The 11,943-nt window shown below is 71.2% G+C and carries 10 protein-coding genes and 2 pseudogenes; 3 read left to right on the top strand and 9 right to left on the bottom strand.

From position 1 onward, the window contains the following. Positions 1–14 precede the first annotated feature (14 nt). The 5 genes and pseudogenes from EST92_RS27615 to EST92_RS27600 form a co-directional block, all read right to left on the bottom strand. Positions 15–1,580, bottom strand: coding sequence for a helix-turn-helix transcriptional regulator (locus EST92_RS27615; RefSeq protein ID WP_129283465.1), 1,566 nt, complete (start codon positions 1,578–1,580; stop codon positions 15–17). Between the two features lie 270 nt (positions 1,581–1,850). Further along, positions 1,851–2,840: a glycine betaine ABC transporter substrate-binding protein gene (locus EST92_RS27610; protein ID WP_129283463.1), complete on the bottom strand. Its 990-nt coding sequence runs from the start codon at positions 2,838–2,840 to the stop codon at positions 1,851–1,853. After that, positions 2,840–2,992: a hypothetical protein gene (locus tag EST92_RS31260; RefSeq protein ID WP_154073999.1), complete on the bottom strand. Its 153-nt coding sequence runs from the start codon at positions 2,990–2,992 to the stop codon at positions 2,840–2,842. The genes EST92_RS27610 and EST92_RS31260 overlap by 1 nt, the downstream gene beginning before the upstream one ends. Before the next feature lie 46 nt (positions 2,993–3,038). Beyond that, a pseudogene (locus EST92_RS27605) lies at positions 3,039–3,212 on the bottom strand (Lrp/AsnC family transcriptional regulator); the annotation flags it as partial. A gap of 154 nt (positions 3,213–3,366) precedes the next feature. Further along, positions 3,367–4,341, bottom strand: coding sequence for an Lrp/AsnC family transcriptional regulator (locus tag EST92_RS27600; RefSeq protein ID WP_129283462.1), 975 nt, complete (start codon positions 4,339–4,341; stop codon positions 3,367–3,369). Positions 4,342–4,644: 303 nt separating this feature from the next. On the opposite strand from EST92_RS27600, the gene EST92_RS27595 reads away from it, so the two are divergent. Then, positions 4,645–5,553 carry an MBL fold metallo-hydrolase gene (locus EST92_RS27595; RefSeq protein WP_129283461.1) on the top strand — a complete coding sequence of 303 codons (909 nt, stop codon included), beginning with the start codon at positions 4,645–4,647 and terminating at the stop codon, positions 5,551–5,553. A gap of 32 nt (positions 5,554–5,585) precedes the next feature. Beyond that, positions 5,586–7,187 carry a carboxylesterase family protein gene (locus EST92_RS27590; RefSeq protein WP_254069055.1) on the top strand — a complete coding sequence of 534 codons (1,602 nt, stop codon included), beginning with the start codon at positions 5,586–5,588 and terminating at the stop codon, positions 7,185–7,187. 129 nt (positions 7,188–7,316) lie between these two features. Here EST92_RS27590 and EST92_RS27585 read toward each other — a convergent pair whose 3' ends face one another. The 4 genes and pseudogenes from EST92_RS27585 to EST92_RS32445 form a co-directional block, all read right to left on the bottom strand. Next, entirely contained in the window at positions 7,317–8,564 is a 1,248-nt protein-coding gene (locus EST92_RS27585; protein WP_254069054.1) for an alpha/beta fold hydrolase, read from the bottom strand. A 330-nt stretch (positions 8,565–8,894) separates the two neighbouring features. After that, the gene (locus EST92_RS27580) at positions 8,895–9,368 is read right to left on the bottom strand and encodes a carboxymuconolactone decarboxylase family protein (RefSeq protein ID WP_129247474.1); all 474 of its coding nucleotides are present in this window, start codon (positions 9,366–9,368) and stop codon (positions 8,895–8,897) included. A 140-nt stretch (positions 9,369–9,508) separates the two neighbouring features. Then, positions 9,509–10,159, bottom strand: coding sequence for a TMEM175 family protein (locus tag EST92_RS27575; RefSeq protein WP_129283459.1), 651 nt, complete (start codon positions 10,157–10,159; stop codon positions 9,509–9,511). 108 nt (positions 10,160–10,267) lie between these two features. After that, positions 10,268–10,449, bottom strand: a pseudogene (locus tag EST92_RS32445) (RidA family protein); the annotation flags it as partial. Positions 10,450–10,539: 90 nt separating this feature from the next. Between EST92_RS32445 and EST92_RS27565 the strand changes: the two are divergent. Continuing rightward, the gene (locus EST92_RS27565; protein WP_129283458.1) at positions 10,540–11,577 is read left to right on the top strand and encodes a LysR family transcriptional regulator; all 1,038 of its coding nucleotides are present in this window, start codon (positions 10,540–10,542) and stop codon (positions 11,575–11,577) included. Positions 11,578–11,943: the final 366 nt, after the last annotated feature.

Raw genomic sequence — 11,943 nt, 5'->3', positions numbered from 1 at the left:
CCAGCCGTACATCATCAGACAACCCCACCCACGGATGCATGACCTGCCCAACGACCCGACCACCGACCGGTCACAGCAATGCTTGATCTCCTCAAACAACGGCATTGGCCGCCCAGCGGGTAGTCGTACTGCGGCCGGCCGGCCATCCCACTGGTGTGGAACGGCTCCCCGTTGTCATCGATCCGGAGCGTGCCGTGCCGGTTCCCGCTGGACCACTCCAGCTCCAGGTACCAGCGCACGTCGCGGGATCCGGCCCGCGCGCTGACCTTGAAGACCTCGGGGTCCCGCTCGCTCACCTTGTACGGGAAGTCCCGCTGTCCGCCCTGCGGAGCGATCCGTGGCTGTGGCGCGTCCAGGGAGACCCCGAACACCTTGGGGGTGATGCCGCCGCCACAGCCCACGCCCATGCTGTAGGCGTTCCAGGCGGGTGGCGCCGAGCTTCCCACGACTCGCACCCTCAGGGCATGCAGTACCACGGTCTCGTCGCCCGCACCCTGCACCGACACCTGAACCAGCTGACTGTCCGCCGAGACCGCGCCCAGCGCCGAGATCCAGCCCCGGGCGTGCTGTTCGGCGGGCGGCGGGGGCATCTCGCCCGGGTCCCGGTCGACCAAGTACCGCTGGCTGCACGGGTCCTCCCAGGTGTACGGGCGGACATCCACGCTCACCGGGAGCCCGGCCCGGTCGGCCGTGCCCGAATCGGGCGCCCGGTCGCCGGCTTCGCCGCGCCCCGTGCCGCCGGCAGCCTTACCGTCCGGCGTACGGGACGAGGACGGGGGCGAGGACGGACGCGTGTCGCCCGCGGCCGGCGGCTTCGCGGACGCGGACCGGCCGCCCCCGGCCTTCGTCGGCGTGCTGCCGCGCTCCGTGGTCGTGGCCGTCCCGGCTGCCGCCTTGCGGCCGTCGCTGCCATCGGAGGAAGTCAGTCCGACGGCCACAGCGGCGGAGGCGGCCACGGCGGCCACGGCGATCCCGGCGGCCAGCGCGATCCGCCGCCGGCCGCCGGCGGGCGCCACCTGGGACACGGACCGCCCCGCGGGGGCGGGCGCGGCGTCCTGAACGGGGCCGGAAGCGGAGGTGGCAGAAGACGAGGTGGGAGCCGTCGGCGGCACGGTACGGGGACCTGATCCGACCTCAGTTTCAGCCTCCGGCTCGGACTTGGCCCCTCTCCCGCATTCCGGCTCGGGCCCGAGGCCGGCCCCTGGCGTCGTCACGGCCCCGGACTCGGCCCCCGTCTCCGTCACAGCACCGGACTCGCCTTCCCCCTTCCCACCCACCGCGCCGGCGACCGCCGCCGCGCCGCCCCCTTGCTTGCGGTCCCGCTCCCGCCGGCGTGCCTCATCCGCCAGGATCCAGCGCCGGTGCAGCTCGACCAGCTCGTCCGGCGTCGCCCGGCACAGCCGTGCGAGCCGCTCAAGCGGTGCGTACTCCGTCGGTACCGCGTCGCCGTTGCAGTAGCGGTGCAACGTCGATGTGCTCATGTGCAGCCGTTTCGCGAGCACCCCGTAGCTGTACCCGGAGCGGTCCTTCCACTCCTTCAGCAGCGCCGCGACCCCAGCCGCTTCCTCAGCCGCCCCCACTGTTACTCCCTCCCCGCCCGCGCGCACCGCACTCGTGCTGCGCACCGAGCACGTCCACTCCCACCGCCCCGACAACGCCGATTCCCCCGCCGCCTCCCGGATTCTCCGGATGGCCGGTCCGCCGGTGACCGTGTGGATGGCCGGTGGTCTGCGTCGTCCCGTACGTGAGTGTCATGATCGCACCGATCCGCCCGGCCGCCGACCTGCCCCAGGGAGCGAGCGGCAGGGCGCCCCCCTCCTGCTCGTCGGACGTTCGTACGAATTCGTCTGTCAGCCTTCCCGGATGAAGCCCTCGCGCACCAGCCAGTCCTTCGCCACCTCGTGCGGATCCTCCCCGTCCACGTCCACCCGCGCGTTCAGCCGCTGGGCCTCCGCCCCCGTCAGCCGCTTGGTGATCGGGGCGAGGAGGCCGGCGATGGCGGGGTACTTCCTCATGGTGGCGCTGTTCATCTCGGGTGCCGCGTTGTAGTTGGGGAAGAAGTGCCGGTCGTCCTCCAGCACTTTCAGCTTGAGTTCGGGAATACGGCCGTCGGTGGTGGCCGCCACGCCGAGGGCGCAGGCCGCACCCTCGGCGACCTGGGCGTAGACGACGCCGTCGTCCATCTTTTTGAAGTTCCCGCGCCGGAGGGCGAATCCGTACGTCTTCGCCACGCCCGGCAGGCCGTCCTCGCGCACCGAGAACTCGCTTCCGCCGCAGATCGTCGCCGCGCCCGGGTCCTTCTTCGTCAGGCGTGCCACGTCGGAGAGTGTGCGCAGCCGGTACTTCTGCGCATTCGCCTGGTTCGCGACCAGCGCGTAAGTGTTGTTGAGCGGGGCGGCGGACAGCCAGGTGATGCCGTTGCGGCGGTCCTCCTCGCGTACGGCCTCCCACTGCGCGTGCGGGTCGACGACCCGCTTGGCGTGACCGAGGTAGGTGATCCAGGCCGTGCCGGTGTACTCGTACATCCCGTCCGCCGCACCGGACTTGACCGCCTCGCGGGCACCGATCGAGCCCTGGATGTTCGTCCGGTCCAGGACTTCCGCGCCGGCTGCTTTGAAGACCAGCCCCATGATCTGGCCCAGGATGATCTGCTCGGTGAACTCCTTTGAGGTCACGGTCAGTTGGGCGCCCGCCAGCGGTCGCCCCTTCCCGATGGAGCCGGGCTGCACCGAGTCGGCCAGCGGGCTGCCGCTGGTCAGTCCGCAGCCGCTCAGCAATGCGGCGGCGAGCAGCAGGGCGCCGGCGCCCGCGACGGCCGTCCGTACCCGGTCCAGGCGCATCAGTCCACCTCCAGGGCGCGGGGCCGGCCGACCCTCTTCGGTACGAGCCCGATGTTCTCGGTGACGGTCATGTGCGGGAAGGCGGCGCTGGTGTGCTGATAGGCGCCCAGCAGCTGCTGGCAGCGGGTGCCCAGGTACTCCCAGAAGGTCACTTCTCGGTCCCTCCGTCAAGGCCGGTCCTCCAGCGGTCAGCGGTCCCTACGGCGCCTGCCGCGACGCCTGGCGCACCAGTGGAGTGAACCGGAGCGGCACCGGATTCTCCAACGTGATCGCCGTCGAGGCCCGCACGATGCCATCGAATCCCGCCATCCGGTCGATCGCGCGCTGCAAGTCGGCATTCGAGCGTGCCACCGAACGGCACAGCATGTCACCACCCCGCCAGGCGGCGCGGAGTCACGTGGGCCACGCCCGACGGGAACCGCATCACCGGCTCAGCACACTCGCACTGCTCGCCGACCGCTGCCCCACCCGGGCATCCGCCCCTCAGCCGCTCCGTTGCCACACGCTGCCGACGCCGCGGCCGCGCTCAGGGGCGGGCCGTCCAGTACCGCTTCAACACCTCCAGCTGGAGGGAGCATTCCAGGGAGGTGACTTCCTCGCTGCCCTCGAAACCGCCGGTGAGGAAGTCGGCGAGGTGTTCCTCGTCGCGGAAGACCCCTCCGTAGGTGAAGACCGAAGCGGCTGCCGTGAGGGCGAGGAAGCGTGTCGCGGGGTGGTCGGCGAGGGAGGCGGTGAGGCGTTTCACGGCGCCCGGGCGGCAGCCGATGCTCAGCACCGCCTCGACCGCGTAACCGATGTCCCGTGGATCGACCTCGACGCGCGGTCGCAACAGGCCGGATTCGAGCAGGGCGGCGACGGTACGGCGGGCGCGGGACTCGGTGATGCCGAGGGTGCGGGCAAGGGTGGAGAAGGGCATCCGGGCGTCGTTGCGCAGTACGGCGACGGTGTCGCGCTCCAGGCCGCTGAGCGGTGTGTCGCGCGGGTGGGCGGCGGTCCGGCCGGCGTTCTGCCCGGTGAGCGCGGAGATTTGACCGGACGTCAGGCGAGGGAGGCGCCAGGATGCCGTGCTGGTGAGCCGGCGCAGTATCCACTCGGTACGCAGGGTGCGGATTCCCGGTACCGCGGGCAGTTCGGTGGTGAGTGCCCGGGTCGTGTCGGCCCGGGTGGCGCCGTGCAGCATGCAGAAGACGTCCGCAGCCCCGGACGCCAGCGACACGAACGGGGTGTCGGCGCGCGCGGCGAGGGCGTGTGCCACCTCGGGTGCCCGCCCGGGTTCGGTGCCGATCCACACGGTCGCGGGCAGCCCTTCGGCCAGCAGCGACCACTCGATTTCGCAGATCACCCGCATCGCACCGTCGTCGACGAGCCGTGCGTAGCGGCGGGCGACGGTGCGTGCGGAGCTGTCGAGGACGCGGGCCAGTACGTCGAAGGACGCCCGGGGAGCCGTCTGCAGTGCGGCGATCAAGTCGAGATCGATGTCGTCGATCACGGTGTCCTCCATGGCTCCTGGCATCTCGTCTTCCGTGGCGCTCGTCGGCTGTCCACCCTAGCCGAGCATCTGCCGGAATCAGTCACCAGAGGCAGTTCTGCGTGGGGATACGGCACCGACAGCGCGAGTTGCGCCCGATCACGTCACTTGGCCGCCAGAATCCAGCGTGGTGCGTGTTAGGGTGCAGAAATTCGGCACACAAGGTGCGTTGTGCGCCGGAAAGCGGCAGGCTCTCCGTCACCCGCGGGCACCGCGCCTGCCGCAAGTGCGGCCGTGCGACCCGCTTTTGCCGCCACCCGCCCGCGAGGAGAACTCATGACACATTCGATCACCCTTGGCGACGTCTCGGTGCTGCGGACGGTGGAGTACGAGGGCACGACCCGGCCGCCGGAGGAGATGTTCGGTGACCTCCCGGCTGAGGTCTGGCAGGCCCACCGGCCCTGGCTCGCCCCCGACTTCTGGGACCCGCGGACGGGACTGCTGACCTCGTGCGTGCAGACCTGGGTGCTGCGCAGCGCCGGCCGGACGATCCTGATCGACACCGGAGTGGGCGACGCCAAGGAACGTCCCGCCATGCCGGCCTTCCACCAGCTGCACACGGGATACCTCGCGCGCCTCGCGGCCGCCGGGGTGCGGCCGGAGGATGTCGACGTCGTGGTCAACACGCACCTCCATGCCGACCATGTCGGCTGGAACACCCGCCTGGTGGACGGGGAGTGGGTGCCGACCTTCCCGCATGCCCAGTACCTCTTCCCGCGGGCCGATTACGACTTCTGGAATCCGGCCCACCAGCACACCCGCCGTATGGAAGCGGCAAACCGCAACGTCTTCGAGGACAGCGTCGAACCGGTCGTCCGCGCCGGGCTGGCGACGCTGTGGGAGGACTCGTTCGTCGTCGACGAGAACCTGACCCTGGCCCCGGCGCCCGGCCACACCCCGGGCTCCTGTGTCGTGCTCCTGTCCTCCGGCCAGGATCGCGCCGTCTTTGTGGGAGACCTGCTGCACAATCCCGTTCAGGTGGTGGAGCCACAGTGCAACAGCTGCTTCTGCGAGGACCCCGCGGGTGCCCGCGACTCGCGCCACCGGGTGCTCGGCGAGGCGGCCGACGCGGGGCGGATCGTCTTCCCGGCCCACCTGAGCGGTGAGCGGCCGGGGATGCGGGTCGAACGGTCCGGCAGCCGGTTCGCCATCCGCTCCTGGGCGTCGCTCGCGGCCACGGCATGACCGGCGCCCGCCGCGCCGGCGACCATCCGGACATGACCCGCCGGAGTGCCGCACTGCCGCCACACGACGCACGGCCCGGTCCCGTCGTCCGCACGACCGGTGGGCGGGTGCGTGGCCTGCACAAGGACGGTGTGCAGGTGTTCCACGGGATTCCGTATGCCGCCGCTCCCGTCGGTGCGGCCCGCTTCGCGGCCCCGTCCCCCGCCCCCGCCTGGCACGGTGTCCGGGACGCCACCCGGCCCGGCCCCACCGCACCGGCCCCGGACCGCCAGGGATTCGGCGGCATGGACCTCAGCCCGGTCACCGGCCCACCACCGATACCCGGCGACGCCTACCTCACCGTCACCGTGACCACGCCGGACCCGGGCGCGGGCGGACTGCCCGTGCTGGTCTTCGTGCACGGCGGCGGCCTCCTCTCCGGCACCGGCCAGGCTGCCCTCTACGACGGGGGACCGTTCGCACGCAACGGAGTGGTCCTCGTCACCCTCAACTACCGCCTGGGCATTCCGGGTTGGCTCTCGCTGCCCGGCGCCCCGGAGAACCGTGGCCTGCTCGACGTGATCGCCGCGCTGCGCTGGGTGGCCGACAACGCCGCGGCCTTCGGGGGCGATCCGCACCGGGTGACGGTGGCGGGCCAGTCCGCCGGCGCGATGATCGTGGCCGCTCTCCTGGCCGCTCCCCCGGCCGCCGGACTCTTCCGCCGGGCCATCAGTCAGAGCGGCAACGGCCTGTGCGCCGTACCGGCCGAGCACGGCCTCGCGATCACCCGCCAGGTGTGCGGGACGCTCGGACTGCCACCCCGCGCCGAGGCGTTCCACGATATGGACGACGCTCGTCTGACCGCCGTCCTGCAGGAAATTCCGCCCACCGGCCCTGAGCTCTCCGGCCACCTCGATCCGTCGCTGGGCAACAGCCCCTTCAAACCCGTGATCGACGGCGTCCTGCTGGAACGTCAGCCCGCACTCGCCCTTCGCGCGGCGGGCCGTGCCGGCTCGGGGCCGGTGTCGGCACGCGAGCTCCTGATCGGCACCAACGCGGACGAGGCCGCTCTCTACACCGTCCCCGGCGGCGCGATCAGCTCGATGACCCCCAGCACGCTGGCCGCCATCGCGGCACGGCGCTCCGCCCGGCCGGAAGCGCTGCTGGCCCACTATCGCGCCCGGCTCCCCTGTGCCGGGCCGGGCGAGTGGGCGACCCGTCTGATGACCGATCTGTACCTCGCCGGCAGCCGCGCACTCGCGACCGCCCACAGCACGCTCCCGGGCGCCCGGACCTTCGCCTACACCTTCGCCTGGCGGTCCACCGCATTCGACGGCCGGCTCGGCGCCTGCCACTGCGTCGAGCTGCCCTTCGTCTTCGACCGCACGGACCTCCCCGCGCTGCACGGCGCACACGCCCTCCTCGGCCCCGGCCTACCGGACCGCGGTCTCACGGACCTGGCCGCCCGCACGCACGCCGCCTGGGTCGACTTCGCCACCCACGGCGACCCCGGCTGGCAGCCCTACGACGCCGGCCGGCAGGCCACCATGCACCTCGACCACACCTGGCACCTGCACCGCGGCACCCCGCAGGCCCGGCCACCACAGGAGGACCGGCATGACCTGATGCCGCATCAGGAGATTCTGGTTCCGTGACGACGTGACGCGCCGTTCAGCTGACGGTCGGGGCGGCGTGGGTCGCCGGGCTGTCCGGGTGCCAGAACGCGTACACGTCCGCGAGATCGAGGACGATGAGGGCCGCTTCGGCCGAGACCGCGGCGGGAGTCAGCTGCCTGACAGCTTCTCCTGCAGCCAGTCGAAGACGACCTCGCAGTGCTGCTGCGGGGCCATCGGGGAGCAGTGCAGCTGCGCACCGGTGGCCGCGGTGAGCTTCACGTAGTCCTTGGGAGCGGTCAGTTGGGCGTACATCTGCCGTGGCTGCCCCGGATAGAACTGCTCGTCGTCATAGTCGAGCACCAGCGTGGGCATCTTGATGCGGCCCACCACATCCGTGATGTCCAGCGAGGTGATGAGGGTGGCGGGGGTGTAGAAGTCGGTGAACATCTTGCCCTCGCGGGCCGCGAGCATCGCCGGCACGGAGAAGGGCTCGATGCGCTTCTTCATCGTGGCGGCCGCGGACGGCGGCAGCTCGGGGACGACCTCCTTGTTCCAGATGGTGTTGGTCTTCTCCTTGTCCGGGGTGAGGATCTGCCGGATCTCCGGAGGAAAGCCGAGCCAGGGCGAGAGCACGCCGGGCATCGCCACCAGAGCGGCGATCCGGGTCTCGAAGGCCGCGGCCCGGGGGGCCAGATTCCCGCCCATGCTCAGCCCGGTGAGGGCGATCTTCCTGGTGTCCACGTCCGAGCGGGCGGACAGCCAGTCGACGAGCGGGGTGACGACGGTCTCCCAGCGTGGCGTGAAGACCACCTGGTCGACGAAGAGCAGCTGGCCCTGGCCGGGCCCGTCGTACACCAGGGCGTTCCAGCCGCGTTGCAGAGCCGCCTGGACGCCGTAGGTCCACATGTCGACGTCCTGCCCGTCGCTGCCGTTCGTCAGGATCACGGTGGGGCGCCGCGTGCGGGAGGCGTCCGGACGGAAGAACCACACGGGCAGCGGGGTCTTCCCATACGGGATGTGCGCCGTCACCGGTGCCGGGTCGCACCGCTCGCAGAACGTGTCCCAGGCGCCGCGCCCCGCCTTGTACAGCTGCTCCTCGCTGCCGGGGGTGTCGGAGCCGAGGACGAAGAACAGCCCCTGGGCGTAGTACTGCGCGGCCCGCAGCGCACGGAACCGTGTGGTCTGCGTGCCGGGCTTGCCGCTCCGGGGCGGCTGCGTCAGCCGGTCACCGAGCTTCTTGAAGGTCTCGGTGTACGTCTGCGCGGAGAGGCCGGCCTTGTTGATCGTGTTCACGGCGGTGAGTACCTCGCCCACCTCAGCGGCGCCGTACCCGGACGCCCCGAGCGCGAGGAGCCCGTTGAAGTTGAAGCCGGGGTCCTTGAAGAGCGTCATCGCGCCGGGCGTGGGGCCGCTCACGGATGCGGAAGCCCATGCCGTGCGCGTGGGCGTGGGATCCGCCGCGGACGAGGCGCCCGACGCGGTGCACCCGGCGGTCAGCACGGCCCCCGCCCCACCGATGAGCCCGGCCACCGTGGTGCGGCGGGTGGGGCCGGATACGTGAGCGCCCGAGGCGTAGGTCATACCGAGTGAACGTACGAGCCGCGCCCCTGGACACCTCGCTCCGACACCCGTCGTTCCCCCGAACGGCACGTCACGCCGAGCCTGTCTGCGTGGCCAGTGGCCCCCGGGGCCCGGGGGCCACTGCCGTACGCGGATGGCTTCGGACCCCGAGCCGGCCGCGCCTCGTTATCCGAACTGGCCGGGCTGGTAGTCGCCGGCGGGCTGCTGGACGATGACGTTCGCGCGGTTGAAGGCGTTGATGACGGCGATGAGGGACACCAGGGCGGCGAGCTGCTCCTCGTCGTAGTGCTTGGCGGCGTTCGCCCAGGCCTCGTCCGTGACGCCACCGGCCGCGTCGGCAAGGCGGGTGCCCTGCTCCGTCAGCTCCAGCGCCGCGCGCTCGGCCTCGGTGAAGACCGTGGCCTCCCGCCACGCCGCGACCAGGTTGAGGCGCAGGGAGGTCTCACCGGCGGCAGCGGCGTCCTTGGTGTGCATGTCCAGGCAGCCACCGCACCCGTTGATCTGACTCGCGCGGATCTTCACCAGCTCCTGCGTCGCGCCCGGCAGCGACGAGTCGACGAGCACCTGATTCGCCGCGATGATGTGCTTCCAGAGCTTGCCTGCGAGCGGGCTCTCGAACAGGTTCAAACGGGCACCCATGGTCAACTCCTCCATCGTGATCGATGCCTACACCGAGAGGACGAAACCGCTCGGCACGCTGTGACATGAACGAACGTGACCTGCGTCTCCCCTGGCGCACAGCGGCAGGAGCCACCGACGACGAGGGTCGGCTACACGCCCTAGGCACTGAACCCCCGTGTGGTCGCACGCAAGCGCTTGCCCCGCTTGCCGAGCACGAACCTGACCGGGATCAGCACCGCCCACCACAGCATCGCCCCCGTCGGTGAGACGAAGGCGAGCGGTACGGCGACGGCGAAGACCAGCACGGTCGACACGAGGTCGGCCACGTCGTTGCGCACGATGGGGTCGGGCAGTGGCGCGCTCGACAGCCATGGGCGCTTCCACAGCACCACCGTGAGCGCGAGCTGGGTGGCCCCCATGGCCGCGACGGCGCCGGAGTAGATGGCCACGGACTGCGGCAGGTACGCGTACTCGGCCAGCAGGGTGGTGGGGAAGGGCATCAGGGCGACCAGCCCCAGGCCCAGCAGCACGAGCCGGACGACCGTCCCGTCCACGTCCCGCACGGACTGGAAGAGCTGGTAATGGCCCCGCCAGAATGCCGCGATGACCAGCACGCTGAGGGCGTACGCCCACACTTTGGGCAGCACCTCGCTCAGCGCCCGCGCGAAACCGTCGGGGTCCAGCCCCGCCGGCAGCGTGATGTCCAGCGCCAGCAGCGTCATCGCGATGGCGAACACTCCGTCGGACAACGCGAGGAGTCGGACCGCGCTCCCCTCGTCGTCCCGTACTCTCCGGCCACCGTTCACCACGCCACTCTAGGATCACCTGCCCCGGAATATCCCGATTGGTCCCGCGCACGTGTTGAGCCGTCCGCCGGGCTTCGCAAGCCGGTCGGGAGTCGAGTGCGGCTCGCATGTCTCGACGGCTTGTGCCGCTCGGCCCGCGCGGTCCCCGCTCGTCGCCGTGGAGCCGTCCTCGTTGAGCGGACGCGCACCGGCGGGGAAAATGAGCCGGGACTCGGCAGCGCCGTGGCTGCGTAGGCATACTCGGCGACGTCGGACAGGGAATCGGAGCGAAGCGCAGTGCGGGCACGGACCACGGTCGTTCCGGTCCCATCCCGTCGTCATGAAGCTCAGTCGTCCTGTCAGGCCGCCGAGGAGTACGACCACCTTCCCGGAGGAGTGGGCACATGGAGCTGGAGCTTCGACACCTGAGGGTGCTGTGTGCGATCGCCGATGCCGGGAGTGTGGGACGGGCGGCATCGGAGCTGGGCTACTCGCAGCCCGCGATGAGCACCCAACTCCGGCGCATAGAGCGGCACTTCGGGAAGCCGCTGTTCGAGCGGAACATATCGGGTGTCGAGCTGACCCAGTACGGCGCGGGGGTCCTGGCGCAGGCCCGTGACGTCCTGGCCCGCGCGGATGCCATAGGGCGCGACCCGGTCGAGAGCGTGGCGCGTACGCGCCGGCCGCTCCGCCTGGCCGCGACCAACTCTCCGGTCCTGTCCGGCATGGTCGTCCGACTCCGGAGCCGACTGCCCGACCTCGCGCTCACGGTGAGCAGCGTGTATCCGTCCTCGGAGATCGTCCAACTCCTGGAGGACGGTGAGGTGGACGCCGCGATCGCTGCCGACTATCCCGGGCTGGAGCTGTGGCACTCGGCCGCCGTCGCCCATCGCGGGATCGTCACCGAACCGTCCTTCGTCGCCCTGCCGTCGAATCACCGGCTCAAACACTGCCTGGAGGTCGGGCTCGCGGATCTGGCCGACGACGCCTGGTTCGTCACTCCGGACGACGGGGCCGGCTGGCCCGGGGTGTTCTACGCGGCCTGCGAGTCGGCCGGTTTCACCCCGGCGGCGGTGCACGAATTCCTCGGCGACCAGCTGCAGTTGCAGAACATGATCGCGGAGGGGCTCGGGGTCTCCATCGTGCAGGCGACGCTTCGTCCGGTCCCCGGCGTCCTCATCAAACCGCTGACCGGCACACCGCTGTGGTGCCGTTACGTACTGGCCTGGCGGCGTGCGAGCCTCGCCGACGAGATCGCGGATACGCTCGCCGGCTCCGCCACCGCGGCGTACCGCGCGCTCATCGCGCAGTCGCCGCACCTGCGGAGGTGGGCCTCGCGGACCTGGAGCGTGGCCGGGCCGCAGGTCGCCGTCCGGCCCGACCGGGCGCCGTTGCCGCACCGTCGAGGACCGGCCAACGGTGAGGAAACGGCGGGCCGTTGACAATGCCCCGCGGGATGATGCCGTCGCGACGCTGACGCCTGGCGGGAGGACGCGCCGGGACGTTGACACCTCGCGGGACGTTATGGCGGGTCAGCCCAATGTGCTATGTCACACCTCATTGTCGGCGGGTGGTGTGCGCTGAGAAGGTGCCGCACACGCCTCATACGGTTTCCCGAGGCGCATCTGTTTCCCCCCACGAAGGAGCAGGGATGCGCTACCGCTTCACCTGGCCCAGATGTGTGGTCGACGGTCTGACCGCCGTCGCGACGGTCGCCTGCCTGGCGACGCCGGCGACGGCCACACCCCACCCGATGGCCGTCGCCAAGGCCGTGCCCGGCCCCCCCACCACCTCCCACGCCGCACCGC

This window comes from Streptomyces sp. TM32, from assembly GCF_004122755.1.
Lineage (GTDB): Bacteria > Actinomycetota > Actinomycetes > Streptomycetales > Streptomycetaceae > Streptomyces > Streptomyces sioyaensis.
This window is presented reverse-complemented; position numbering and strand designations above follow the sequence as displayed.

Excerpts from the sequence above, each read along its gene's own strand:
- EST92_RS27565 (WP_129283458.1), top strand. The coding sequence starts at position 10,540 with ATGGAGCTGGAGCTTCGACACCTGAGGGTGCTGTGTGCGATCGCCGAT.
- EST92_RS27595 (WP_129283461.1), top strand. The coding sequence starts at position 4,645 with ATGACACATTCGATCACCCTTGGCGACGTCTCGGTGCTGCGGACGGTG.
- EST92_RS27590 (WP_254069055.1), top strand. The coding sequence starts at position 5,586 with ATGACCCGCCGGAGTGCCGCACTGCCGCCACACGACGCACGGCCCGGT.
- EST92_RS27610 (WP_129283463.1), bottom strand. The coding sequence starts at position 2,840 with ATGCGCCTGGACCGGGTACGGACGGCCGTCGCGGGCGCCGGCGCCCTG.
- EST92_RS27580 (WP_129247474.1), bottom strand. The coding sequence starts at position 9,368 with ATGGGTGCCCGTTTGAACCTGTTCGAGAGCCCGCTCGCAGGCAAGCTC.
- EST92_RS27600 (WP_129283462.1), bottom strand. The coding sequence starts at position 4,341 with ATGGAGGACACCGTGATCGACGACATCGATCTCGACTTGATCGCCGCA.